The sequence below is a fragment of the Leclercia sp. UBA1284 genome, assembly GCF_002308415.1.
Classification (GTDB): Bacteria; Pseudomonadota; Gammaproteobacteria; order Enterobacterales; family Enterobacteriaceae; genus Enterobacter; species Enterobacter pneumoniae.
This window is the reverse complement of the sequence record NZ_DBUS01000005.1, coordinates 39,139-65,845: the sequence shown is the minus strand read 5'-3', so window position 1 is coordinate 65,845 and position 26,707 is coordinate 39,139. Positions and strand designations below refer to the sequence as shown.

The 26,707-nt window shown below is 56.4% G+C and carries 20 protein-coding genes and 1 pseudogene; 8 read left to right on the top strand and 13 right to left on the bottom strand.

From position 1 onward, the window contains the following. Window positions 1-10: 10 nt before the first annotated feature. From lldD to B3511_RS02300, 7 genes are all read right to left on the bottom strand, one after another. On the bottom strand, window positions 11-1,198 hold the full coding sequence (gene lldD / locus B3511_RS02330) for an FMN-dependent L-lactate dehydrogenase LldD (RefSeq protein ID WP_286772306.1): 1,188 nt from the start codon (window positions 1,196-1,198) through the stop codon (window positions 11-13). After that, window positions 1,195-1,968: a transcriptional regulator LldR gene (gene lldR, locus B3511_RS02325; RefSeq protein ID WP_040077867.1), complete on the bottom strand. Its 774-nt coding sequence runs from the start codon at window positions 1,966-1,968 to the stop codon at window positions 1,195-1,197. Before lldR ends, lldD begins: the two co-directional genes overlap by 4 nt. Beyond that, on the bottom strand, window positions 1,965-3,620 hold the full coding sequence (lldP, locus tag B3511_RS02320; protein ID WP_040077868.1) for an L-lactate permease: 1,656 nt from the start codon (window positions 3,618-3,620) through the stop codon (window positions 1,965-1,967). Before lldP ends, lldR begins: the two co-directional genes overlap by 4 nt. Before the next feature lie 319 nt (window positions 3,621-3,939). Further along, entirely contained in the window at window positions 3,940-4,302 is a 363-nt protein-coding gene (locus tag B3511_RS02315) for a YibL family ribosome-associated protein (protein ID WP_046886287.1), read from the bottom strand. Window positions 4,303-4,361: 59 nt separating this feature from the next. Then, entirely contained in the window at window positions 4,362-4,952 is a 591-nt protein-coding gene (gene mtlR, locus B3511_RS02310) for a mannitol operon repressor MtlR (protein ID WP_040077870.1), read from the bottom strand. Continuing rightward, complete coding sequence (mtlD, locus tag B3511_RS02305) at window positions 4,949-6,112, bottom strand: mannitol-1-phosphate 5-dehydrogenase (protein WP_286772305.1); 1,164 nt, start codon at window positions 6,110-6,112, stop codon at window positions 4,949-4,951. Before mtlD ends, mtlR begins: the two co-directional genes overlap by 4 nt. An 87-nt stretch (window positions 6,113-6,199) precedes the next feature. After that, window positions 6,200-8,107 (bottom strand): PTS mannitol transporter subunit IICBA, encoded by a 1,908-nt coding sequence (locus B3511_RS02300; protein WP_286772304.1) that lies wholly within the window; start codon window positions 8,105-8,107, stop codon window positions 6,200-6,202. A gap of 516 nt (window positions 8,108-8,623) precedes the next feature. Between B3511_RS02300 and B3511_RS02295 the strand changes: the two genes are divergently transcribed. The 3 genes from B3511_RS02295 (at window position 8,624) to selB (ending at window position 12,568) form a co-directional block, all read left to right on the top strand. After that, window positions 8,624-9,232 (top strand): glutathione S-transferase, encoded by a 609-nt coding sequence (locus B3511_RS02295; protein WP_040077873.1) that lies wholly within the window; start codon window positions 8,624-8,626, stop codon window positions 9,230-9,232. A 103-nt stretch (window positions 9,233-9,335) separates the two neighbouring features. Further along, a complete protein-coding gene (gene selA, locus B3511_RS02290) occupies window positions 9,336-10,715 on the top strand; it encodes an L-seryl-tRNA(Sec) selenium transferase (RefSeq protein ID WP_286772303.1) in 1,380 nt (459 codons plus the stop codon). Then, on the top strand, window positions 10,712-12,568 hold the full coding sequence (gene selB / locus B3511_RS02285; protein WP_286772302.1) for a selenocysteine-specific translation elongation factor: 1,857 nt from the start codon (window positions 10,712-10,714) through the stop codon (window positions 12,566-12,568). The genes selA and selB overlap by 4 nt, the downstream gene beginning before the upstream one ends. Here the strand turns inward: selB and B3511_RS02280 are convergent. Next, window positions 12,565-13,452 carry an ROK family protein gene (locus tag B3511_RS02280; protein WP_046886282.1) on the bottom strand — a complete coding sequence of 296 codons (888 nt, stop codon included), beginning with the start codon at window positions 13,450-13,452 and terminating at the stop codon, window positions 12,565-12,567. The genes selB and B3511_RS02280 overlap by 4 nt on opposite strands. Before the next feature lie 164 nt (window positions 13,453-13,616). Here B3511_RS02280 and aldB point away from each other — a divergent pair, with 164 nt between their 5' ends. Continuing rightward, window positions 13,617-15,155, top strand: coding sequence for an aldehyde dehydrogenase AldB (gene aldB, locus B3511_RS02275; RefSeq protein WP_286772301.1), 1,539 nt, complete (start codon window positions 13,617-13,619; stop codon window positions 15,153-15,155). Here the strand turns inward: aldB and B3511_RS02270 are convergent. Continuing rightward, window positions 15,152-16,114 (bottom strand): LysR family transcriptional regulator, encoded by a 963-nt coding sequence (locus B3511_RS02270; RefSeq protein ID WP_286772300.1) that lies wholly within the window; start codon window positions 16,112-16,114, stop codon window positions 15,152-15,154. The two genes, aldB and B3511_RS02270, sit on opposite strands and share 4 nt — an antisense overlap. 117 nt (window positions 16,115-16,231) lie before the next feature. Here B3511_RS02270 and B3511_RS02265 point away from each other — a divergent pair, with 117 nt between their 5' ends. Then, window positions 16,232-16,972, top strand: a complete 741-nt coding sequence (locus tag B3511_RS02265) for a MipA/OmpV family protein (RefSeq protein ID WP_286772299.1) — start codon at window positions 16,232-16,234, stop codon at window positions 16,970-16,972. A 108-nt stretch (window positions 16,973-17,080) separates the two neighbouring features. On the opposite strand, the gene B3511_RS02260 is transcribed toward B3511_RS02265, so the two are convergent. Continuing rightward, a complete protein-coding gene (locus B3511_RS02260; protein ID WP_286772298.1) occupies window positions 17,081-19,036 on the bottom strand; it encodes a glycoside hydrolase family 127 protein in 1,956 nt (651 codons plus the stop codon). Window positions 19,037-19,046: 10 nt separating this feature from the next. Then, window positions 19,047-20,448: pseudogene (locus B3511_RS02255) on the bottom strand (MFS transporter). Between the two features lie 226 nt (window positions 20,449-20,674). Here B3511_RS02255 and B3511_RS02250 point away from each other — a divergent pair. Next, a complete protein-coding gene (locus B3511_RS02250) occupies window positions 20,675-21,493 on the top strand; it encodes an AraC family transcriptional regulator (protein WP_286772297.1) in 819 nt (272 codons plus the stop codon). A 126-nt stretch (window positions 21,494-21,619) separates the two neighbouring features. Next, the gene (locus tag B3511_RS02245) at window positions 21,620-22,090 is read left to right on the top strand and encodes a 4Fe-4S dicluster domain-containing protein (RefSeq protein WP_286772296.1); all 471 of its coding nucleotides are present in this window, start codon (window positions 21,620-21,622) and stop codon (window positions 22,088-22,090) included. Here the strand turns inward: B3511_RS02245 and avtA are convergent. Together avtA and B3511_RS02235 are read right to left on the bottom strand one after the other, a co-directional pair. Further along, the gene (avtA, locus tag B3511_RS02240) at window positions 22,087-23,340 is read right to left on the bottom strand and encodes a valine--pyruvate transaminase (protein WP_207292755.1); all 1,254 of its coding nucleotides are present in this window, start codon (window positions 23,338-23,340) and stop codon (window positions 22,087-22,089) included. The genes B3511_RS02245 and avtA overlap by 4 nt on opposite strands. Window positions 23,341-23,515: 175 nt before the next feature. Continuing rightward, window positions 23,516-25,546 (bottom strand): alpha-amylase, encoded by a 2,031-nt coding sequence (locus B3511_RS02235; RefSeq protein ID WP_286772295.1) that lies wholly within the window; start codon window positions 25,544-25,546, stop codon window positions 23,516-23,518. A 313-nt stretch (window positions 25,547-25,859) separates the two neighbouring features. Here B3511_RS02235 and B3511_RS02230 point away from each other — a divergent pair, with 313 nt between their 5' ends. After that, window positions 25,860-26,696: a protein bax gene (locus B3511_RS02230; RefSeq protein ID WP_046886273.1), complete on the top strand. Its 837-nt coding sequence runs from the start codon at window positions 25,860-25,862 to the stop codon at window positions 26,694-26,696. The last annotated feature ends 11 nt before the right edge of the window (window positions 26,697-26,707 follow it).

Sequence of the window (26,707 nt, the reverse complement as noted above, 5' to 3'; positions counted from 1 at the left end):
AGCATTTTCACTACGCCGCGTCGCCCTGCGACAAGGGGGCCAGTGCAGCCGGAAGCTTACTCAACTCTTGCACCAGAGAGTCTTTGCTGATCTCACTAATCGACCTCGCGCCGGTTAGCGTCATCGCCACCCTCATCTCTTTCTCGATCAGGTTCAGCAGATTCGCCACGCCCGCCTGGCCGTGCGTCGCCAGCGCATAGAGATAAGCGCGCCCCAGCAGCACGCTGTCTGCGCCCAGCGCAATCATGCGTACCACATCCAGCCCGTTGCGGATGCCACTGTCGGCCAGGATGGCGATATCCCCTTTCACCGCGTCGGCAATGGCAGGCAATGCCCGTGCTGAAGAGAGCACCCCATCCAGCTGGCGGCCACCGTGGTTAGAGACCACAATGCCATCGGCACCAAAACGGACCGCATCGAGGGCATCTTCCGGATCGAGGATCCCTTTGATCACCATCGGGCCGTCCCAGAATTCACGGATCCACTCCAGGTCTTTCCAGGAGATGGAGGGATCGAAGTTATTCGCCAGCCAGCCGATGTAATCCTCCAGCCCGGTGGGTTTCCCCAGATAGGTAGAGATATTCCCCAGATCGTGTGGACGGCCGTTAAGCCCCACATCCCATGCCCACTGAGGATGGGTTACAGCCTGCCAGTAGCGACGCATCGCTGCATTGGCGCCGCTCATACCTGAGTGGGCATCACGGTAGCGCGCGCCGGGGGTGGGCATATCCACCGTAAAGACCAGCGTCGAACAGCCCGCCGCTTTAGCGCGCTCCAGCGCGTTGCGCATAAAACCGCGATCGCGCAGGACATACAGCTGGAACCACATCGGGCGCTTAATGGTCGGCGCCACCTCTTCAATGGGGCAGACGGAAACGGTGGAGAGGGTAAACGGAATACCTTTCGCATCGGCCGCCGCCGCGGCCTGCACCTCTCCACGCCGGGCATACATGCCGCACAAACCCACCGGCGCCAGAGCCACCGGCATCGAGAGCGTTTCGTTAAACAGCGTTGTCTCGAGGCTAAGATCGGACATATTCTTCAGCACGCGCTGACGCAGGGCCACTTCCGACAGGTCTTCTACATTACGGCGCAGGGTGTATTCGGCATAAGCACCGCCGTCGATATAGTGAAACAGGAACGGGGGCAGGATGCGCTTCGCTGCGGCGCGGTAGTCACTGGCTGCGGAAATAATCATGCTTTGGTCTCCCTGGTAGTGTCGTTGTCGCCAGGCAGACGGGTAATACGCGCCTGTCGGGCCTGATCTTCATCGAATTGTTTGATGGTGGTGTGGACAAAGCCCAGGTGCGCCATCATCGCCTTGCGCGCCGCTTCGGCATCTCCGTTCAGAATGGCGTTCAGCACCGCCTCGTGCTGCTCAGTCAGGCGGGCAAAGACCGGCGGTACCTGATACATACGCTGGCGGCTCTGCTTCACGGAGGATTGCAGCAGGTCGAAAAAACCGCGCATGGTCTGCAGCAGCACCACGTTGTGCGAGGCTTCAGCAATGGCAAGGTGAAAACGGACATCCGCCTGGGAGGCGATATCCGGGTCGGGGCTTTGCGTCGCGTCGAAGCAGGCTTTTAGCTTCTCTTTGTCGGCCTCCGTCGCCCGCATGGCCGCATGCCATGCCGTGCTGGTTTCGATTGCGTGACGCGCTTCCAGGATATCGAAGCTGTAGTCCGGATCGTTCTCCATCAGCGTTTTTAACGGTTGAACAATGTTTTGTTCCGACCAGTCATCATGCTGCCAGCGCACAAAAGTGCCGCCGCCACGACGGCTCAGCAGCACCCCTTCATTCACCAGCGTCGCCAGGGCTTCACGTAACGAGTTACGCGAAACGCCAAGCTGGGCTGCCAGCTGGCGCTCGGCGGGCAATTTCATGCCCGCCTCCAGCTGTTGTTCTTTAATCAGCGTCTTTACGCGAGAGGCAATCTCGTCGGAAAGACGTCTGGGCATCACTATCATGGAATCATCCAGGTTAAGACGTAGGCCTGTAGCGTGGTGATCACGCCCACCATACAGGTGAATATCAGGCTGTGTTTGACGGTAAAGCGGAACAAATCGGACTCCTTGCCCACCAGGCCTACCGCCGCACAGGCGATAGCGATGGACTGCGGCGAGATCATTTTGCCGGTCACCCCGCCGGTCGTGTTAGCCGCGACAAGCAGGACGTCGGAGACGCCAATCTGCTGGGCCGCCGTCGCCTGTAGCGCAGCAAACAGGGCGTTGGACGAGGTATCTGACCCGGTCAGGAACACACCCAGCCAGCCGAGGAACGGCGAGAAGAAGGTAAACGCGTGCCCAGTATGCGCCAGGGCCAGGGCCAGCGTCGACGACAGCCCGGAGTAGTTCGAGATAAACGCGAACGCCAGAACCATCCCGATGGAGTAGATCGGCAGCGCCAGCTCTTTCAGCGTGCTGGCAAACGTCTGCACCGCGGCGGCAGGCTTCATGCGCAGCCACACCACAGAAAGAATAGCGGCAAACAGGATGGCCGTACCGGTGGCGGAGAACCAGTCGAACTTATAGACCGCCGCATAGGGTGTCGCCTCGCTAACCACCGGCGGCATACGCGCGACCATCTTGTCGAGGAAGGGCACGGAGATATTAATCACCATGTCATACAGCGCGCCGCCTGGGGCGAACAGGGCTTTAAACGGCGGAATGCTCCACAGGGTGACGGTTGCCGTCAGGAACAGGAAGGGCGACCAGGCGCGAATGATTTGTCCTGGAGTATAACCGGTACGCGCCAGGGTCTGATCGACGTGTGAGGCGCCCATATCGGCAAAACGGAAAATACGCACCGGCTGCCAGCGCTTGAGGAACAGCGTCAGGCATACCAGAGAAACCAGCGACGAGATAATGTCCGGCAACTCCGGGCCGAGGAAGTTGGAGCTGAGGTACTGAGCGATGGCGAAGGAACCGCCTGCGACCATCACCGCAGGCCAGGTCTCTTTCACGCCGCGCCAGCCGTCCATAATCGCCATGATCCAGAACAGCACAATAATGGTCAGGAACGGCAGCTGACGTCCTACCATCTGGCCAATCTCAAAGCTGTCCAGCCCGGTCACCTGACCGGCCACCAGAATCGGGATCCCCATTGCGCCAAAGGCGACCGGCGCGGTGTTAACGATCAGACAGAGACCGGCGGCATAGAGCGGGTTAAAGCCTAAACCTACCAAAAGGGCTGCGGTGATGGCCACCGGCGCGCCAAAGCCAGCCGCCCCCTCCAGGAATGCCCCAAAAGAGAAGCCGACAATCAGCATTTGTAGGCGCTGGTCCGGGGTGATGGAGAGAATCGACGAACGGATAATGTCGAACTGACCGGTTTTTACCGAGATTTTATAGACAAATACGGCGGCAATAATAATCCAGGCGATGGGCCATAGACCGTAGAAGAAGCCATAGACAACCGAAGCCAGCGCGCGATCGACCGGCATTTTATAAAAGAACAGCGCGACCAGCAGGGCGATGGCGACAGTCCAGGTCGCGGCAAGGTAGCCCTTCAGCTTGAGCTTAATCAGCGCAAAAAAGAAGAACAGAATGGGTAGCGATGCGATCAGGCTCGATAGCCAGATATTGCCGGCCGGATCGTAGTTTTGTTGCCAGAGGCTCATTGCAGGTCTCCTGAGGACCACCCGCCCTGTACGCGGTGAGTCTGCGCTCATCTCAGCGTCACAATACGTGTAAAAGTGGTCCTGCCAATAGGGTGATGTAGGGGTAATGACAATGAATGGTTAACCAGATGTTATGGTTGGGCAACGATTTTGTGATGGGAAATAATGGAAATGTGAACCAGTGGACAGTCAAAGGGGGAATTGGTTGGGCCAATTTTGGGCGGGGTAAGGCCTGATGCCCTCACCCCGGCCCTCTCCCCGGAAGGGGGAGAAAGGCGCAGTTCCCTCGCCTCTTTAGGAAGAGAGGGAGGGGAAATTATCAGAACGCCGTCTTACAAAAGCCGGTCATCTCTTTCAGGCCCATTTCACGGCCAAGTTCGGTCATCGGGTGCACGACGACCAGACCACGAACGCTTTTCTTCAGCTTGCCCATATCAGCCTGCTCTTTTTTGGTGATCGGGCGGCGGTGCGGCATGTCCATCAGCTTCTGCGCTTCTTTACTCAGCTTGTGGTTTTTCACTGCGCGCAGGCGATCAATTTCGGCTTCCAGCGTCGCGGTCTCTTTTTCCAGCTCGGCATACTTCTCGGCAGACTCAACCAGCGAGAGGCCAGCCATCTGGTGGCGGATCAGATCCAGGCGGTCGCTCAGGCGTTTAATTTCGTTCTTTTCGACTTCTTTCATCACAAATAACTCTAAAAACGGGGGAGATTACAGGGAAGGATACACCAATGTGCGCAGGCTTACTTCTGAAACGCTTTTTTTAAGCTGATCCGGGAAATCAGCTCAGTTAAAGAGAGCACCATGGTGGAGCGCACCATCTGCTGATAACGCTGCTTCTGCATGGCGTAAAGCTCAGGATCGCTGGTATCGAACTGCGGCGCCGGGGGAAGAGCCGTGACGCAATGTAGCTCACCCAGCGGCCCGAGGATCTCGTCGTCGGTGAAACCATACTCATTGCCGTCGTGATTTAGCTCTTCCCGCAAGGCCATCAACAGTTCGGCATCTTCGTACTCCGGTCGGCTAATAACGCCCAGACCGTAGATTAACTTCAGGCGGACAGATAAATCGCCCAGCGGTCCGTCGCCGTCCAGTAACGGTTCTACCGCATATTTCACCGCGTAATCGTCTTTGCGAAACACCTGAAGCACCAGGATATTCACCGCCTCGGTGAGTAACTCGACGGCGGAAATCAGGAAACTTCGTACAGTTTTGCCAGCATTCAGACGTTCAAGCACACGATTTTCAAAGGCCTGGGTTTGTTCCATTATTGCCTGCATATCTGACAATCTTTTATCCGGGCGCAGGATGACCTGCGCCAGTTCCTGCATCATTTGGTTGCGTTGTAAACGTTAACCGCCTCCACAACCACTTCGCTATTTGCATCCAGTCCGGATACCTGCGCCAGTGCGGCCTGTGGGCCATTATCGTTAATTAATTGCGCCAGTTCCTGAGCTTGCGGATCCTCTGCGCTACGGTAATGCATGGCGGCGGCAATCCCCGTGACCAGGTTTTTGTTAGGCAGGCCATATTCCAGGGTGCCCAGTACCGGTTTAATCAGACGGTCGCCTGCGCTTAGCTTACGCAGCGGCTGACGGCCCACGCGCTCGACGTCATCTTTCAGATACGGGTTTTCAAAACGACCGAGGATTTTCTGAATGTATGCCGCATGTTTTTCGGCATCAAAACCGTAGCGTTTGATCAGCACCGCGCCGCTCTCTTCCATGGCACCTTTTACCACAGCGCGAATTTTCTCATCGAGAATCGCGTCACGGATGGTCTGATGGCCGGCCAATTTTCCGAGGTAGGCGGTTATAGCATGCCCGGTGTTCAGCGTGAAGAGTTTGCGTTCGACAAAGGCCATCAGGTTGTCGGTCAACTCCATACCCGGAATGGTGGGCAGGGGGCCTTTAAACTGGGTTTTATCGACGATCCACTCGCTGAAGGTCTCAACGGTCACTTCCAGCGGGTCATTGGTCGCGGAGGCAGACGGCGGCACAATACGGTCTACGGCGGAGTCCACGAAACCAACGAGCTCTTCAACCCAGGCTTTATCTTCTTCAGCCACGGCGGCCAGCACATGGCCTTTCAGCTGGGAGGTGCCACGCACCATGTTTTCACAGGCGATAATGTTCAGCGGCGCGTTGTTGCCCTGGGCTTTACGTTTGGCCAGCCCTTTTGCTACGGCGGGGGCGATACGCTCCAGGACGACAGGGCCAACGGCGGTGGTCACCAGGTCTACTTCAGCGATCAGGTCAATGACCTCGTCGCCAATGCTGCTGACCGCGTTAACACCGCTCACGGTATCTACCTGTTCGTTTTCACCCACCACGTGCACCTGATAGCTATGACGGGCATTCAGGGCATCAAGGACTACCTGATTCACATCGGCGAATGTCAGCGTAATGCCCGCGTCTGCCAGCAGTTTGCCGATAAATCCACGACCGATATTACCTGCGCCAAAATGTAATGCTTTCATAGTGTTAACCTTCATTAATGTTTTTACCCGAGAGGGCTGGGGTGAGGAACTTTTCCCCTCACCCTAGCCCTCTCCCCATGGGGGAGAGGGAAGAGAACGAACTTACTTATTCAACAGCGCCAGCACTTCTTCAACGCTGGTGGTGTTAGCCAGACGCTCAATGACGGTTTCATCGTCGAGGGCGTTGGTCAGGCTGGTAATCACCTGGATGTGCTCGTTGTTGCGTGCGGCGATACCAATCACCAGACGGGCGATGTCATCTTCTTCTTCACCGAAACGTACGCCCTGCGGATACTGGCAGAACACAACGCCGGTTTTCAGCACGCGGTCTTTCGCCTCAACCGTACCGTGTGGAACCGCAATGGATTCGCCCAGGTAGGTCGGGGTCAATTTTTCACGTTCCAGCATCGCTTCAACGTACTCTGGCTGAACGTAACCGCCGGCAACCAGCTGCTCACCTGCAAAGCGAATGGCTTCTTCTTTCGTAGTAGCAGTACGGCCAAGGAAGATGTTTTCCGCGCCCAGTCGGAACAGATGCGCGTTGCTCTCGTCGAAGCTGTCCTGCAGGCTGGTACGCACTTTCACTTCGTTGCTTTCGTGACGCTGCGCAGCAACCAGACGTTCGGTCAGGCTGGTATACAGGCCGCTGTCGAGGAAGTTGGTCAGCGAAATGTGCTGCGCCTGCGGCACCTGGCGCATCGCGCGTTCGGTCAGGTCGCGGTGGGTGATGACCAGGTCAACGTCCCCTGGCAGGCTGTTAATAGCACTGTTGGTGACGGAGATGTTGGTCAGGCCCGCGTCCTGCACTTTCTTACGCAGTACGCCTGCACCCATTGCGCTGGAGCCCATACCGGCGTCGCAGGCAACGATGATTTTACGCACGTGGCTCAGGTCGTTAGAGACATCGCCAGCCGCCAGCGGGGTTACGCCTTTGGATTCCGCTTTCATGTCGTGCATACGACGGGTTGCCGCTTCGATATCGTCTTCTTCTTTCACCTTGCTGGTTTTCAGCAGGATAGCCGAGACCACGAAGGAGACCGCCATGGCTGCACAGATAGCGGCGATGTTAGCGAAGTAAGCGCCTTTCGGGGTCATCGCCAGTACCGCCAGGATAGAACCTGGGGAGGCCGGAGAAACCAGACCACCGCCCAGCACGCTCAGGGTGAACACGCCGGTCATACCGCCAAGGATAACGGCAAGGATCAGACGTGGGTTCATCAGCACGTACGGGAAGTAAATTTCGTGGATACCACCCAGGAAGTGGATGATCGCCGCGCCGCCTGCAGACTGTTTTGCACTGCCGCGACCGAAGAACATATACGCCAGCAGCACGCCCATACCCGGACCCGGGTTGGCTTCAATCAGGAAGAAGATGGACTTGCCGAGGTCATGCGACTGCTGAATACCCAGCGGGGAGAAGATACCGTGGTTAATGGCGTTGTTGAGGAACAGGATTTTCGCCGGTTCAACAAAGATAGACGCCAGCGGCAGCATGTCGTGCGCCACCATGAAGTTAACGCCTGCCGCCAGAATTTTGGACAGAACTTCAACCGCAGGGCCAATGCCGAGGAACGCCAGAATCGCGAGGATCATCCCGATGATGCCCGCAGAGAAGTTGTTCACCAGCATTTCGAAGCCGGACTTGATCTTACCATCCACCCAGACGTCGAATTTCTTAATCGCCCAGCCGCCCAGAGGACCGGCAATCATCGCGCCGAGGAACATTGGCATATCTGCACCGACGATCACGCCCATAGTGGTAATGGCACCCACTACGCCGCCGCGGTCACCGCCCACCAGACGACCACCGGTATAACCGATGAGCAGTGGCAGCAGGTAAGTAATCATTGGGCCAACAAGTTTTGCCAGCGTTTCGTTAGGCAACCACCCTGTCGGAATGAACAATGCAGTGATGATACCCCACGCGATAAACGCGCCGATGTTTGGCATCACCATATTGCTGAGGAAACGACCAAAGCTTTGAACTTTGATCTTGAAATCGGATGACATAAAACACCCCTTCTTCTGTGTACGCAGGCTAGTAGCCCGAGGTTTGTTGTTAATGCGGTGGCAGAGGTAGCCCAGCCCTGTTCGAATGTGTGAAATCTGGCACTGAATCGTTATGGTGTCCAGCGAGCGGAATTTTGTGTGATCTCAATCACGTAAATGTAGGGGGTGCGCAGATTATTGACGTGATCCGTGTCACAAATATGACGTGTAAAAAAAATACAGTGGTCAATAAAGTGGCTGAATCGGCACAAAAATGTGAGGTTTGTCACATAATGCTGGCGCTGGTTTGTTTATTAATTGTGATGAAATTCACAAAATATTTTTATGCAGATTACTCTGGATGTGATCGGGCGCAGAGTCTGTCATGGGAGAACTAAACGGTATGAAAGTGAGCAACATTATCTGTGAGTTGAATGATCTCTGCCCGGCACCCGTAATCTCACCGAAGGAGGTGACCTGCCTTTTTCTCTTTGCCTGAGCCATACTTAACCTTTTGTTGGCATACAGGAGCAGGCAATGAAACTTATCGGCAGTTATACCAGTCCCTTTGTCCGGAAGATCTCCATTCTTTTGCTGGAGAAGGGGATCACCTTCGAGTTCATCAACGAACAGCCCTATAACGCCGACAATGGCGTGGCGCAGTACAACCCGCTGGGCAAAGTACCCGCGCTGGTGACGGATGATGGCGAATACTGGTTTGATTCACCGATCATTGCCGAATACATAGAAAAGCTGGATATCGCCCCGGCGATGGTGCCGCGCGAGCCGAAGGCGGCGCTCTACATCCGCCAGATCGAAGCGCTGGCCGACGGCATTATGGATGCGGCTCTGGCCTCCGTGCGTGAGCAGGCCCGCCCGCCCGCACAGCAATCAGAAGCAGAGTTGCTGCGTCAGCGTGAAAAAATCAGCCGCAGCCTCGACTGGTGCGAAACCCTGATTCGCGAGGGCAAGCTGGCCACCGACAGCGTTAACCTGGCGACCATCGCCATTGCCTGCGCCATTGGTTATCTCAATTTCCGCCGCGTCTCGCCGGGCTGGTGCGTCGAGCGTCCACTGCTGGTCAAACTGGCCGAAACCCTCTTCCAGCGCGAAAGCTTCGCTCGCACTGAACCGCCAAAGGCGTGATGTCGCCTATAACACTTCCTGGCGCCAGGCTGTACAATCCCTCTTCATATTGACTCCCTCTCCCGTCGGGAGGGGGGAAGAGACCCAACAGCCAGGCACTTTCATGACTACTCAGCACTCTCTCTACAGCCAGCTACCCGCCACCGATCGTCTGCTTCGCGACCCCAGGCTTCTCCCCGTCGTAGAGAAGTTTGGTCATGTCCGCACGGTCGAAGCGTTGCGCCTGTTACAGGCAGAAGCCCGCGACTTTATTCGTCAACAGCAGGCGCTGCCGCAGTGGGACTGGTTTCTGGAAGTGGAAAAACGGCTGGCGGCGGACACGCCACCAGGGCTACGTCCGGTATTTAACCTGACGGGCACCGTGCTGCACACCAATCTGGGACGTGCGCTGCTGGCGGAAGAGGCGGTTGCGGCGGTCACCCAGGCGATGCGCCAGCCGGTGACGCTGGAGTACGACCTGGACGGCGCCGGGCGAGGTCATCGGGATCGCCCGCTGGCAGAGCTGCTGTGTCAACTCACCGGCGCGGAAGACGCCTGCATTGTGAATAACAACGCGGCCGCCGTGCTGCTGATGCTGGCGGCGACGGCGGCACAGAAAGAGGTGGTGGTGTCGCGCGGTGAGCTGGTTGAAATTGGCGGCGCGTTCCGCATTCCGGACGTCATGCTGCAGGCGGGATGTAGCCTGCGGGAAGTAGGCAGCACCAACCGCACCCACGCCAAAGACTATCGCGCGGCAATCAATGAAAATACCGCGCTGCTCATGAAAGTGCACACCAGCAATTATGCGATTGAAGGCTTTACCCACGCGGTGGATGAAGCCGAACTGGCGCAAATGGGTCGGGAGATGAATGTACCGGTCGTTGCCGATTTGGGCAGCGGCTCGCTGGTGGATCTGAGCCAGTTTGGTTTGCCGAAAGAGCCGATGCCGCAGGAGTTGATTGCCGCGGGGGTGAGCCTGGTGAGCTTCTCCGGCGACAAGCTGCTCGGTGGTCCGCAGGCCGGCATTATCGTCGGTAAACGTGAGCTGATTGCCAAATTGCAGCAGCACCCGCTGAAGCGCGCCCTGCGCGCCGACAAAATGACGCTCGCCGCGCTGGAAGCGACGCTGCGGCTCTATTTACACCCAGAGAAGCTGACCGAACGCCTGCCCACCTTGCGTCTGCTAAGCCGTGATGCCGCCTCGCTACATCAGCTGGGCGAGACGCTTCTGGCGCAGGTTGCCCCGCACTATTCGGACTTTGAGGTGCGCGTTGAGCCTTGCCTGTCACAGCCCGGCAGCGGTTCCCTGCCGGTGGAGAGATTGCCTGGCGCAGCGCTGACGTTCACCCCGCGCGATGGACGCGGCAGCCAGTTAGAGGCACTGGCCTCACGCTGGCGGGCGCTGCCCGTTCCGGTGATTGGCCGTATCAAAAATGGCCGGCTGTGGCTGGATCTACGCTGTCTGGAAGATCAAACCCTGTTTCTGGAGATGTTGCTGAAATGATTATTGCCACTGCGGGTCACGTTGACCATGGCAAAACGACGTTGTTGCAGGCGATTACGGGGATTAACGCCGATCGCCTGCCGGAAGAGAAAAAACGCGGCATGACCATCGACCTCGGGTATGCCTACTGGCCGCAGCCGGATGGCCGCGTGCTGGGGTTTATTGACGTTCCGGGGCATGAAAAATTTCTCTCGAATATGCTGGCGGGGGTGGGGGGTATCGACCATGCGCTGCTGGTGGTTGCCTGCGACGATGGTGTGATGGCGCAAACGCGTGAGCATTTGCACATCCTGCAGCTCACCGGCAGTCCCCAGCTCACCGTGGCGCTGACCAAAGCCGATCGCGTTGATGATGCGCGCGTGGCGGCGGTGCGTGAAGAGGTGCAGGCTAGCCTGGCGGAATATGGATTTGGCGATGCGGCGCTGTTTGTCACTGTCGCAACCCAGGGGCAGGGTATTGACGCCCTGCGCGACCATCTGCAACAGCTTCCGGCCCGCGAGCAGGCGGGGCATCAACGTTTTCGTCTGGCCATCGACCGGGCCTTTACCGTGAAGGGAGCGGGGCTGGTGGTCACCGGCACGGCCCTGAGCGGTGAAGTGAAGGTGGGTGATAGTCTCTGGCTGACCGGGGTCAATAAAAGCATGCGTGTGCGCGGTCTGCATGCGCAAAATCAGCCCACGGAGCAGGCCCATGCCGGGCAGCGTATTGCCCTGAACATTGCGGGCGATGCTGAGAAAGAAGAGCTTAGCCGGGGCGATTGGCTGCTGTCTGACGCACCGCCGGCGCCGTCGACGCGGGTGATCGTGGCCCTGCAGGGCGAATTGTCCCTGAGTCAGTGGCAGCCTCTGCATATTCACCACGCGGCCAGTCACGTGACCGGCCGCGTGTCGCTGCTGGAAAACGATCTGGCCGAGCTGGTGCTGGATAACCCGTTGTGGCTGGCTGATAACGATCGGCTGGTACTGCGGGACATCTCGGCACGCGTTACGCTGGCGGGAGCGCGCGTCGTTACCCTTCATCCGCCGCGCCGTGGCAAACGTAAACCTGAATATCTGCACTGGCTGGCGCAGCTTGCGAAAGCACCGGACGATCGTGCGGCGCTGCGTCAGCATCTGGAGCGCGGGGCGGTCAATCTGCTGGAGTTCGCCTGGGCGCGCCAGCGCAGTGAGGAAGGGCTACGCGAGCTGACGCGTCATCCCGATTTTATCCAGGCCGGATCCATGCTGCTGAGTACCGGGATTGCCGCCCGCTGGCAGCGTAAAATTCTTGATGTGCTTAGCGCTTACCATCATCAGCACCAGGATGAGCCGGGGCCAGGCCGTGAACGCCTGCGGCGTATGTCACTGCCAACGGAAGATGAAGCCCTGGTCCTGCTGTTGATAGAAAGGATGCGCGAGAATGGGGATCTGCACAGCTATCATGGCTGGCTGCACCTGCCGCATCACAAAGCCGGCTTTACCGATGCGCAGCGCGCCATCTGGCAAAAGGCGGAAGGGCTATTTGGTGATGAGCCCTGGTGGGTACGCGATCTGGCGCGCGAGACCGCGACCGACGAGCAGGAGATGCGCCAGATACTGAGGCTGGCCGCGCAGCAGGGGCTCATTACGGCGATCGTCAAAGATCGTTACTACCGCAATGATCGCATTGTGGCGTTCGCCAGTTTGATCCGTGAGCTGGATCAGGAGCGGGGGTCCACCTGCGCCGCCGACTTCCGTGACCGGCTGAACGTGGGGCGCAAGCTGGCGATCCAGATCCTGGAGTACTTCAACCGCATCGGCTTTACCCGCCGTCGTGGGAACGACCACCTGCTGCGCGATGCGCTGCTTTTTGCTGCGGATAGACCGCAACCTTAAGCCTCGCGTCGGGAAAGTGCCTGTTTTGCCAGCCAGACGGCGCCCAGCCGGCCCGCCTGGTTACCCAGTTCACAGGGCAAAATAGGCACCTGCAGCGCCTCCCACTCGTCAAAGGATTGCAGCTTACGGTCGAGCAACTGATAAATTTTCTCCTGCTCGCTGATGCCGCCGCCGATTAATACCACCTGCGGATCAAACATCGAGATTACGCTGTAAATGCCACGCGCGAGGAAGCGCGCCCACTCTTCCACCGCTTCCCGCAGATGCAGATCGTTTTCCATCAGTTTGAAGAGCGCTTCGCCTTTTGGCATCTCCTCCTCAGAGACCGCCAGCGCCCGGCGACAGGCCTCCATCAATCCTCTGGCAGAGGCGACTTCGTGCATCCCTTCGCCATTATTGCCGACCGGAATCACTCCAAACTCACCGGCGCGGTAGTGCGAACCACGCCAGAGATCGCCCTCCACCACGATGCCACCTCCTATGCCGGTGCCAAGCGTAATGCAGACAAAGTGCTGATAATCGCGCCCTGCACCCCGCCACAGTTCGCCCAGCGCCGCGCAGTTCGCGTCGTTTTCGGCAGTGACGGGGAGATCGGTAAGCTCTGCAAACAGGTCGTAGAGGTTTACATCGTCAAGGAAATCCAGCGCCCCGGCCTTAGCCGCTTTGCCGGTATGCGTATTGATATGGCCCGGGAAACTCACGCCAATGGCCGCAATCTCATGATCTTTCTGGTAAGCCTGCACCACCTCGCGCCACTTTTGCCTGAAGGTCTCTTCATCTTCTGGCGTATCAAATTGATCTTCCGCCAGTTCGTTACCATCTTCATCGATCACGCCATGTTTTATGTGCGTTCCACCGACATCAAAACCGATAAATAGCCGCATTTACGCTTCCTTTATGAGCCTGTGCACCTTAATTATGGCTCAGACCAAAAAACGGAACGTAAAGTAAGGTAATGCGTGAAGGGGCTCGCAAAGCAGACGCTGGCTGGCGCTGTTTTCACCGCCGCGGTCTACCTTTGAAGGACACTTCACGCAAGGAGATGGCCATGACCAACAATCCTCCCTCATCACGCATTCTGCCCGGCGAGTATGGTTTTCCTCTTAAGCTAAAAGCCCGTTATGACAACTTTATTGGCGGCGACTGGGTGGCACCGGCCGACGGCGATTACTATCAAAATGTCACCCCGGTCACCGGACAGCCGCTGTGCGAAATCGCCAGCTCCGGCAAGCGGGATATCGACCTGGCGCTGGATGCCGCCCACAAAGTGAAAGATCGGTGGGGGCAAACCTCGATGCAGGACAGGGCTGCCATCCTGTTTAAAATTGCTGACCGCATGGAGCAAAACCTTGAGCTGTTAGCCACGGCAGAGACCTGGGATAACGGAAAACCCATCCGTGAAACCATGGCTGCTGACGTGCCGCTGGCTATCGATCATTTCCGTTATTTTGCCTCCTGTATTCGCGCCCAGGAGGGGGGTATCAGCGAGGTAGATAAAGATACCGTGGCCTATCACTTCCATGAGCCGCTGGGGGTGGTGGGGCAGATCATTCCGTGGAACTTCCCGCTGCTGATGGCGAGCTGGAAGATGGCGCCAGCGCTGGCAGCCGGTAACTGCGTGGTGCTGAAACCGGCGCGTCTCACGCCGCTATCGGTATTGCTGTTGATGGAGGTGATTGGCGATCTGTTGCCGCCGGGCGTGGTGAACGTGGTGAACGGTGCGGGGGGCGAGATTGGCGAATATCTGGCGACCTCGAAACGCATCGCTAAAGTGGCCTTTACTGGCTCCACGGAAGTGGGACAACAGATTATGCAGTACGCGACCCAGAACATCATTCCGGTGACTCTGGAGCTGGGCGGTAAATCCCCTAACATCTTCTTTGCCGACGTGATGGATGAAGAGGATGCCTTTTTCGATAAGGCGCTGGAAGGCTTTGCCTTATTTGCCTTCAACCAGGGGGAAGTCTGTACTTGCCCGAGTCGTGCCCTGGTGCAGGAGTCTATCTATGAACGCTTTATGGAGCGCGCGATTCGCCGCGTAGAGTCCATCCGCAGCGGCAACCCGCTGGACAGCGTCACCCAGATGGGGGCGCAGGTTTCTCACGGGCAGCTGGAAACCATCCTTAACTATATTGATATCGGTAAAAAAGAGGGAGCGGATGTCTTAACCGGCGGGCGCCGCAAACAGCTTGGCGGCGATTTAAACGAAGGTTACTACCTCGAGCCTACGATCCTGTTTGGTAAAAACGATATGCGTGTCTTCCAGGAGGAGATCTTCGGCCCGGTGCTGGCAGTGACCACCTTCAAAACCATGGACGAGGCGCTGGAGCTGGCGAACGATACCCAGTATGGCCTGGGGGCAGGCGTCTGGAGCCGTAACGGTAACCTGGCTTATAAAATGGGTCGCGGCATACAGGCAGGGCGCGTATGGACTAACTGCTACCATGCTTACCCGGCACACGCCGCCTTCGGCGGTTATAAGCAGTCGGGCATCGGACGTGAAACTCACAAGATGATGCTGGAACATTACCAGCAGACGAAGTGCCTGTTGGTAAGCTATTCCGATAAGCCCCTGGGGCTGTTTTAACTTCCCTGAGCAGGCTGCCCCACGGCGGCCTGCTCAATCTGCTTACGCAGCGTATTCATTACGCCATCCAGCACATACTGCACGCGGAGTGGCTGGTATTCGCGTTTACGGAAGATGGTCACCAGATCCAGCCACCACTCCTCCTGATGGGTAAAGCAGGGCACCATCAAACCCTGCTCTATCTCTTTTTGCAGGCTCTCTTTTGGTGCGAAGACGATCCCCAGATGATTACGCGCCAGTTCGAGCGCCGCATGGGTGTTGTCACAAATATAGTTACCAGTGACTTTGTAATCGCGTATCTGGTCGCTCTGATGTGCGCGGAATCGCCAGATGTTGGCGTCATCGACGATCATAGAATCGATAAGAATACAGGAGTGGTTAATGAGATCGTCCGGGCTGTTAATCGGATGATTTTTTATATATTGCGGAGTAGCAAACGCAGTAATGGAATATTGGGTGAGGGTGCTGGCGACCAGGTTTTCATCTTTCGGTTGCGCATAGGTAATTAATATATCGCAGTCGTCAGGGAAGGTGACGCCTTCGTAGAATTCGTTGGTACTGAGATTATAGGTCTTCAGGCTAATATGAATGTCTTCGAGATTTTTAATTTCATGGATTACGTAGCGAGCCAGATAGGTAATAATTCCTGTTGGCGCATATATTGTCACTTTTCCGCGCTTTTCGTGCTTGTAATCACCAATGAAATTGATCAGTCGCTCGTTTTGTTTGAGTGAACGGTTAATGTAAGGCAACAGTGATTCGCCAAACTGAGTCAATGCCAGATGGCGGGTGGTACGCTCAAATACCTTAAGCCCGACCCGTGCCTCAAAATCAGAGAGATATTTGCTGACATTGGCCTGCGCCATGCCTAACAGAGCGGCAGCATCGCCGATACTGCGGGTCGCAGCGATGACCGAGACGATCTTTAATTCACGCGGTTTGATCTGCAGTTTGCGCATGGGTAACGCCCATCTATATGATTTCATATATAATATTATATAAACAACTTAATTGCACCGCGAATTTTGTAACCATTACTATGCGCCGGGTCGTAATATTATTAATGGACGCATGGAATGGCTTTTAAAAATAAATTTACCCTCGCCGCGCTTTTATTTTCCCCGTTTTCCGTCATGGCGGCAGAATTTTCCCTGGGCATGGGGGCTGCATATAATGAATCGCCTTACAAAGGGTATAGCGATACGCTCTCTGCCGTGCCGCTGGTCAGCTATGAAGATCATCATTTTTATGTGCGCCAGGCTTCTTTGGGCTGGATTATCTGGAAAGATGAGAAAAACGAACTGAGTTTGACCGCTTCCTGGATGCCGCTGCACTTTGACTCTGACGATAATGCCGACGCTCACATGCGCCAGCTGGATAAACGCCGGGCCTCTGCCATGCTGGGGGGCGCATTTTATCGCCACGAGCGCTGGGGTAGCCTTAAATTCACTCTTGCGGCAGATGCCGGGGACGAAAGCGGCGGCGTAATGGGGGAACTGGCTTATTTCAAGCCTGTTCGTATGGCGCGTTTTACTCTGACGCCCTCCGCGGGTGTTTATTATTACAATGAGAGCCTTAACGATAAGTACTATGGCGTATCCGCCTCTGAATCACGCCGCAGCGGCCTGCAGCAGTACGCCGCAGGCGACAGCTGGATGCCTTACGTCGGGCTTTCGGCCCAATATGCGCTTACGTCGCAACTCCTGCTGAACGCCAGCGCCCGCTACGCTGCATTGCCTGATGCGGTGAGAAAGAGCCCGATGATCGATCGTGACGATAGCGTTACGCTGATGATCGGGCTCGCCTGGCGCTTCTGATGATGCGAATCTGCAGCCAGGAAAAAGGGCATCCTTCATTCGCCTGGCGGTGCTCCCCTGCCTGGCGGTTCGCCCGGCGGGGTAGATGTCGCGTCGTACGGGGCGGGTTTATGCCTCGTCTACCCAGATCCGCATTTCCCCTTCGCCACGATTAGCCCAGCTAAACCACGGAATAAACGTTAGCGTCTGTGCCTGCGGTGGGCAGGGGGCGCGATCGTACTGCCAGAGCGGCGCGTTTGTGCCGTCTTCGCTGTTTCGGCAGTATCCTTCTGCTTGTATTAGCATTTTATGGGCGAAAATCCCCTTTCCTTCAAAGACACGGAATGTACTGTCGGCGGGCAGGGTTAAGTTATGCAGCCCCTCGCCGTTATCGGCCTGCTCCAGGCAGTAAACCAGCGGGCCGCGCTGGATGGCCACCTTGCCCGCCTGCTGACGCACCTGCCCGTTGCCATACACCCGGCGAACCGGCATCGGTAGGGTGAGCACCAGCGCATCTCCCTCCTGCCAGCGGCGATTGAGGTACAGATACCCCTGGCGCACCTCACCTTGCAGCGTCTCACCGTTCAGCGTTAATTGCGGAGAATCGCACCAGTCCGGCAGGCGCAGCGCCAGGGTATGTTCCACCGGTACCGGAGAGGTAATGGTGATAGTGACCTGATCCTGCCACGGATAGTTACCGCTGATGCGTAACTGCAACTCCTGGTCCCCTACCGGGAACGCCATACTGTTGCCCACGTATAAATTGATGAACAACGCGTCGTCACGGACTGTATAGATGTAATGACCAATCGAGGTCAGCACGCGGGCGATGTTCGGCGGACAGCAGGCGCAGCCAAACCAGCGCTGGCGAACCGGCTTCACGTGGTCGTAAATATGGTTGAAAGCCAGCGATTTAGGATGCACTTCAAGCGGGTTTACATAGAAGAAGTGCTTGCCATCGAGCGCCATGCCGCCCAGCACAGTATTGTAAAGCGCGCGCTCCATCACGTCGGCGTACTGGCTATTGGCTTCCATCTCCAGCATGCGTCGGGCAAACATCATCAGCCCAATGGAGGCGCAGCTTTCGGCGTAGACGGTGTCGTTCGGCAGATCATAATCGCTACTGAACGCTTCGCCGCTGCTTTGTGAACCAATACCGCCGGTGATGTACAGCTGGCGTTGCGCCATATTGTTCCACAGGCGCAGACAGTCCTGACGCTTGCCTTCGTCCTGGCTTAGGCGTGCCAGATGTGCCACGCCGGTCATCAGATAGACAAAACGCACCGCGTGGCCGATGGCCGTCTGCTGTTCGGCAATAGGCTGATGCGCCTGGCTATAGGCTTTATCTTTCACCATCCACGCCGGGCCGTAGGTATTCCAGTACGACGTTTTTCCGCGCTTCTCATACTCGATGTCGTAAAAGTGCGGCTGCGCGCCGCGCTCCTCGACGAAATATTTTACCAGCGCAAGGTAGCGAGGCTCCTGAGTGACATCGTACAGGCGCATCAGCGCCAGCTCGATTTCAGGGTGGCCGGGATAACCGTGGAGCTGCGTATCATGCGGGCCAAAGACGCTGTCGATATGGTCTGCCAGTTTGCACACCACCTCCAGCAGGTTACGTTTACCGGTGCCCTGGTACCAGGCCACGCCCGCTTCGATCATATGCCCTGCACAGTAAAGTTCATGACATTCAGCCAGGTTGGTCCAGCGCTCGTCCGGTGCTTTGACTGTAAAGTACGTATTGAGGTAACCATCGTCACACTGCGCCGCAGCGACCAGAGCAATCACCTCATCGGCCGTTTTCTCCAGCTCGGGGTCAGGTTTCTGGCACAGAGACCATGCGACGGCTTCCAGCCATTTTGCGACGTCGCTATCCTGGAAAACCATGCCGTAAAAGTCACCGTGCTCCAGCCCCGCTGCGATACGAAAGTTTGTGATGGCGTGACTCGGTTCCGCCTCGGCAATCCGGTCGTTCAGGGCATCCCACTGATAGGGGATCACCACATCGCGAACAAGCCGCTGATACTGACCCAGGAAAGGGTCACTGATTTTTAATTTATGCAGGTCGGGTTCCATTATGGACATCTTCTACTCCTCAGGACTGAACATGGCGCTGACGCAGGTCGGTCGCTATGCGCGCCATCATGGGGTTACTGAGTCTGCACCAGCGAATCGCGATCGCCAGTAGCAGGTGGAACAGGGCCGGCAGCAGGGTCTCCATCATGGTGATCCCCTGCAATGACGCAGCGGTCTGGTTGCCTGCGCCCGGCTGATAAGCGACAAATATAAATACCAGGCTGATGATCCCGGCGCTGGAGGCCCAGGCCAGCTTGATAAAGAACAGGTTAAAGGCGAAGTTCATTCCGGAGGAGCGCACACCGGTTTTCCACTCGCCGTAGTCGTCGGCAAACGCCATTAGCGAGAAGTGCAGCGGCAGGGTAAAACCAAGGATCACGCCGTTGCCGAGAATCACCGCCAGCCACAGGGTTTGATGTTCCGGCCCGCCGGGCAGGAACCACATCCCTACCGCCAGCCCAGCCAGCACCAGGTTGGTGTAGTAGTAGAGTTTGACCGTATCGCTACGTCGGGAGAGATAGTTAACGATCACCGCGCCCAAGATCGCCGCGAAGGTGACCATGGTGAAGAAGAGCGAGGTATAAGCTGTGCTGCCCTTCAGCACATAGGTGATGAAATACATGTAGCCGCCGCCGCGGATATTAAAAAACATTGATGAGCAAGAACGACATCACCAGCATCAGCAGTAGCTGATCGTTTTTACGCAGCCCGGAGAGGTGCTCGCGCAGGGTAAATTTGCCCATCAGCGCCAGGGGTACGCGCTCCCGCACCCAGAAGAAGCAGCAGAGGAACATGACTACCGCCACGGCGCAGAGCACCCCTACGCCAAGCTGATAACCCTGGGCCGCATCACCTTTACCGAGCACCGCCACCAGCCATGGCAGTCCCACGGAGACTAAAAAGCCCGCCACCCCGCACAGCACAAAGCGCCACGCCTGGCAGGAGATCACTTCACTGTGGCGCGTGGTCATGGTGTTGATGAGTGCGCAGTAGGGGACGTTGATGGCGGTATAGCCCACCGATAACAGCAGGTATGTGCCAAACGCCCACATGATTTTGACGCCCATGCCGGCATCCGGCACGGTGAAGGTGAGCACCCCGATAATCCCAATTGGCAGGGCTATCCACAGTTGCCACGGACGAAAACGTCCCCAGCGGCTCTGGGTGCGGTCAGCAATAACGCCCATGATGGGATCGGAAATAGCGTCGAATACGCGTAAGGCAATAAACAGCGTGCCTACCAGGGCGGGGGTTAAGCCAAAGATATCGGTATAGAAAAAGGTCAAAAAATTCATGATCAGGCAGGTGATGACGGTGCCACCGGCATCACCCAGGCCGTAGCCTATTTTTTCGCGAACAGAGAGGCGATCGTCAGCGGCCTGCCCGGCGATATCTCTCTGCGTAATCGAAGTAGAAGTCATGAGGTAACTCCTCGGTAATAGAATTTTTATAGGTGTTACTGTGGGGTACCTCATTCATTCTGCACTGAAAGTCTGGGGCGACAAGGGAAGGGAAAAGTATAAAAAGGTGAGGATTCCGACTTCGTCGTCAAAGTGTGATTTCGATCGGGAAGAAAAGGGAATAGCTGTTAATAATCAATGGAAAAGGCGTATTTAACGGCCATTTTCAGCGAGATAGTGAATATCCATGCTCGAATTATCCATAACACTTCCGATTAGCGTTCAGAATGGCGGGTACTTTATCTCCCGGGGTATTGGCCGGCACCCGGCGCGTAAACTCACCTCGTGGGAGATTATCTTCGTCGAAAAAGGGAAATTAACGATCCAGGAGGAGAATAGGGTTTTCGAGGTGCAGGCGGGAGAAAGCTTATTACTCTGGCCCCAGCGTCGTCATCAGGGCATTGAGGATTTCCCCCCCGATTTACGCTTTTACTGGCTGCATTTTGATGTGAATGAGCAAGCGTTGCAATCGCCACTGGGGACGCAGTTGGCAGTGCATCAACACGGCAAAAGCGGTGATCCTTCGTCGGTGATTTCGCTGTTCAGACAGTTTCTTACCGAGCAGGAGAAGTTACAGCGCAGTCCGGCGCTGGAGTACCTTTTACTGCTGATTTTACAACAAATCTCTCTTACGGCCGGCCCCCAACAGCCGCCCGATGAGGCCGGCGTGAGTTTAGCCTGGAAGGCCCGCCAGATTATTAGCACCCGCTTCCATTTACCCCTGAGCACCTCCCAGCTGGCTAAAGAGCTTCACTGTAATGCCGATTATCTAGGGCGGGTCTTTCGCCGGGTGTTCCATCTCACGCTAACGGAGGCCATTCATCGCCAGCGGGTGAGGGCGGCGGAAAAATTGCTGCTTAACGGTGCGGTTTCGCTTAAAGAGGTGGCAACCCGCTGTGGTTTTAATGAGGTGGGCTATTTCCGCCAGATTTTTCGCAAACATACAGGCTTAACGCCCGCCGTCTGGAAGCGGCGTTACTGCAAAGAACACATTAATTCGGCCTGACCTTAGGGCAATTTCCCAGTTTTGCTGGCAAGAACCCTAAATCCGCCGTTTACCGTAGTGGGATCAAGGCGGCTTCCCCGTTCACTCTGGCAACCTGACTTTTTTCCAACGTGGATGGAGCAGGAGATGAACCCGTATATTGTCGCGGACCCGGCAAAGTGCATCGGTTGCCGCACCTGTGAAGTGGCCTGCGTGGTCGCGCATCAGGAAGATCAATCATGCACGACGGTCAGCCCAGCGACCTTTGCTTCGCGCATTCGGGTGATGAAGGGGGCGACGTTCACCACGGCGGTGACCTGCCATCAATGTGAAGAGGCCCCCTGCGCCAGCGTCTGCCCCGTGCAGGCCATTCAGCGCGAGGCGGGGATCTGGCGGGTAGAGCAGCAGCGCTGCATCGGCTGTAAAAGCTGTGTGATCGCCTGCCCCTTTGGGGCGATGCAGGTGATGCGGGTTGATGAGCGGGCGCTGGCGTTGAAGTGCGATCGCTGCGCCCATCGCGAGAGCGGGCCTGCCTGCGTGGCGGCCTGCCCGACTCATGCGTTACGCTGTCTTGACCCGGTGACACTCCGCGCAGCGCGGCTGCGAGCGCGAGCTTAGGCCTCGTCGCGCCAGGCGCGATCGATCTCTTCGGCCAGAATTTTTACCCCGGCTTCGATTTTCTCCGGGTCTGGCACGTAGTTCATACGCATACACTGATGCGTGTGCGGCCAGGGTTTATCCAGCCCCGGGAAGAAGTAATCGCCCGGCACCATCAGCACGCCGCGTTTTTTCAGGCGCTGATAAAGCAATTCTGTGGTGATAGGCAGATCTTTAAACCATAGCCAGAGAAAAATCGCCCCTTCCGGTTTGTGGATCAGGCAGCGCTCTTCCGGCAGGTAACGACGAATCATGGCGATCGTCTCCTGCACGCGCTGATAGTAGAACGGCTTAATCACCTCGTTCGACAGGCGCAGCAGGTCGTTGCGCTTAATCATCTCGCACATCATTGCCGGGCCAATGCCGCCAGGCGAGAGGCTAATAATGCCGTTCATGTTGGTGATGGCAGTGATGATTTTTTCATTGGCAATGATAATCCCGCAGCGACTCCCAGGCAGACCGAGCTTGGAGAGGCTCATGCACAGTACAATGTTCGGGTTCCAGAGCGGGCGCGCTTCGCTAAAGATGATACCGGGGAACGGTACGCCGTACGCGTTATCAATGACCAGCGGAATACCGTGCTGATTGGCCAGCACGTCGAGTTTCATTAACTCTTCGTCGGTAATCACGTTGCCGGTGGGGTTGGTGGGGCGAGAGACGCAGATCATGCCGGTCTCTTCGCCAATGTGCAGGTGTTCAAAATCCACGTGATATTTGAACTGGCCTTCCGGCAGCAGCTCGATATTTGGACGCGCGGAGACGAACAGATCCTCTTCCAGGCCGGAATCGGCATAGCCGATATACTCCGGCGTCAGCGGGAAAAGCACTTTTTTGGTGCTGCCGTCGGCACGACGTCCGGCGAAAAGGTTAAACAAGTAGAAAAACGCGCTCTGGCTGCCGTTTGTCAGTGCAATATTCTGTGGCCCGATCTCCCAGCCCAGTTCGTTGCGCAGCATATCCGCCAGTGCGGTGAGCAGCTCGGTTTTGCCTTGCGGCCCATCGTAATTACAGAGCGCGTCCGTGGCTTTGCCGTTTTCGAGCATATCGGCCAGCAGGGTGCTGAAGTAGCTGTTCATGGCCGGGATTTGCGCCGGGTTTCCGCCGCCCAGCATGATGGCCCCTGGTGTGCGCAGGCCGTCGTTGAGATCCTCCATCAGGCGCGTAATGCCTGAATGGCGGGTGAATTTGTCGCCAAAAAGTGAAAAGGTCATAGCAGGTGGTCTATCGGGCTTGTAGTAAATTTGGCTCACCTTAACGCTACAACTGCGCAGGTGCAAATCGAAGTCGCTGGGCTTGTTTGCGTCTATATAGGGAAAAAAAGCCTTAGGGAAGTGAATTATGCTGTTTTAGCGCGCCTCGCCGGAGTGGCGAAGCGCGCATTTGGATTCAGTGTTGACCAGCCCACACCACCATCACTTTGTCGTCATGATGCTGGCGCACAAAACCGTACCCCTGGCTCAGCGTCAGGGTGGTTTGCTTGCCTTCACCTATTGCCGGATGGCGAGCGCGGAACTGCCCAAGCAACTGCCAGTGCGCCACGGACTTCGCCTGTTTGCCGGTCACCTCCTGCCAGTTCATCTCCGAGCGGGTGCCTTGCAAAGGGTCCGAGCCGGTTGGGCCAAACGGGCGGGCAGACTCATCGCCATAGAAGATTTGCACCGTGCCGGGCGCCAGCAACAGCAGCTCCGCCGCCCGCGAACCGCCTTCGCGGAACAGGCGCGTATCATGTGACGAGAGGTAGCTCAGCACATTGAAGTCCTGTAATTTCTCTGCCATTTGCTGCCAGGTGAGATCCATATCGGACAGGCAGTCCACCGCTTTGGCCGCTTGCTCCTGATAATCGAAATTGATCATCGCATCAAAACCGTGCTGGTAGTAATCGCTGCGCATTACGCCATGGCCCCAGGCTTCACCGGTCATCCAGAAGGGGGCGTCATCCAGCTTTTTATCGGGATTCGCCTGCTTCCATGCGACCAGCGCCTCGCTCGATCGCGCTTTTAACTGCTGCCAGGCCGCAAGCTCCACGTGTTTGGCAGTATCGACCCGGAAGCCGTCGATACCGTAATCCCGCACCCACTGACTGAGCCAGGTGACGAGGTAATCACGTGGGGTGGCATCGGGAAGCGGTTTCGCATGGGTATCGGGTTTGTGCTGATAAAAGTTTGGTAAACCCGATGGGGTGGTGGATTCGGTTTTCAGATCCGGTAAGAAAGCGAGCGACATGGTCTGGTCATCAAAGCCGGGGTTGTCGTAATCACCAATGTCGGTTCGAATCCACTGCTTGCCCCACCATTTATCCCAGGCGGCTTTGTCGCTGAAATTGATGTAATCATTAAAGCTATGCCAGCTCTGTCCGGCGGCAGGTTTCCAGTCGGTCCAGCGTTCACCCAGAATCTTTTTTTGCTCATCGCCCTTAAGGTAAAGGGCGCCAAACTGAAACGCCTGCATATCCGCAAGGGTGGCATAGCCCGTGTGGTTCATCACCACGTCAAACAGGATACGGATGCCGCGGCGGTGCGCTTCGTCGACCAGTTGTTGCAGGTCTGTCTCATTGCCCATATTGGCATCAAGCCGGGTCCAGTCCTGCGTGTAGTAACCATGGTAGGCGTAGTGGGGGAAGTCGCCTTTGGTGCCGCCGCCTACCCAGCCGTGGATCTGCTCCAGCGGAGAACTGATCCATAAAGCATTCACCCCGAGCTGCTGCAGGTAATCCAGCTTGCTGGTGAGCCCTTTTAAATCGCCGCCGTGGAAAGTACCGATCTCCTGCATACCGTCTTTGTGCCGGCCGTAGCTGTTGTCGTTGGTGGGGTCGCCATTTACATAGCGATCGGTTAAGACAAAATAGACGGTAGCGTTTTGCCAGCTAAAGGGGGCCGCTTTATCGGTTTCGGCGCGCTCGAGCAGCAACAGGCCATTACTATTGGCCGCAGGGCGCAGGGTAATTTTGCCCTGTTGAACGGTGGCAGTCTGCTTGCTGTAGAAATCCCGTACGACGCTGCCCTCCGGAAATGTGCTGCTGACATCCAGGGTCACCGGCGCGCCGTCCCATTTCGGACATTGACGGGTGACGCTGGCAACAGTCTGCGCGTTGGCGGTTTTGACACTCAGCATCAGTGTCGGCGTGCCAGAGCGGGTATCGATCTGCATTTGATACTCACCGTCGCGAAACAGGCGCCACTGTGGCTTATCACCTTCACAGGGTTTGAGCGACAGCATCTCATTGAGTTTGACGGGGCCGGCCGGCTGCCAGCACGTCTGGTCAAAAATGAGGCTTAAAGGGCGTGTACCCTTCGCAAGCTTTGCATGGGCGGTGTACAGACCTGTGCCTTCTGCCTGAAAGGCAGGAAAACCGTCGGCCGACCAGTCGGCGCAGGCCATGGCAGGCAACAACACAAGCGCTAAAGCTGAGTGTTTCATTTTACATTCCTGTCGCAGCGTTTTGCCTATTTTGCCAGCAGGCTGGCAGCGCAAACTCCTCCCTGGGAGAAAGGCTGAGGGAGGAGACGAAAGGGTGAGTGATCTCGCGCTAATTTAGCCACTTATCTGCGATATCGCGCACAATTTGCAGAAAATGATGCTTAACTGAGCAGCGTCCTGATGACATGGTTTCGGATTTAGACTATTTCTAAGGGTGCTCTGGAAGGGTATTTTTGTTATGATTTGAGATTCACCTCTCAATTTTGTGAAAAAAATAAGGTGTTGGAATGTTCAAATCCGACCAGGAGACCTAATGATATCGATTCCCATACGACGATATGGGGCCGCGATACTCATGTTACTCACCATGACATTTTCAGGTGGGGTGCTTGCGAAGACGCACACGGATACAACGAGTCACAAAGCCCATATTAGTAAGAAAGTAAGCAGTAAGACGGTAAGTAATAAGGTTAGCAGTAAACAAGAGTATTCTCGCAATAGTGTAAAGAGCAGTTCACTTCCTGATTTGCGAAAATACCCTTCCGGGACACCAAGGAAAAAAGCGTTTCTCCGGACGGTAATGCCTTATATCACAAGCCAAAACGCTGCGATTACCGCCGATCGTAACTGGTTAATATCTAAACAGTACGCGAGCCGCTGGTCTCCAGCTGAGCGCTCACGTCTGAAAGACATCACCAAACGTTACAAGATCAGCTGGTCTGGCAATACCCGCCGTGTTCCGTGGAACACTTTGCTTGAGCGCGTGGATATTATTCCAGGCAGCATGGTGGCAACCATGGCCGCAGCAGAAAGCGGTTGGGGTACCTCTAAGCTGGCCCGTAGCAACAACAACCTGTTCGGCATGAAGTGCGGAAAAGGCAGCTGTAATGCGCCGGGCAAAGTTCGTGGCTATTCGCACTTTGATTCCGTCAAAGATTCGGTCAATGCCTACGTGGTGAACCTGAATACGCACCCGGCGTACAACTCATTCCGTAAGTCCCGTGCTCAGTTGCGTAAAGCGGACCAGGAAGTGACGGCGAGCACCATGATTCACAAGCTGAAAGGGTACTCGACGCAGGGGCAGCGCTATAACAATTACCTGTTCTCAATGTATCAGGATAATCAGCGCTTAATTGCCGCCCATATGTAATCTGTTATCTT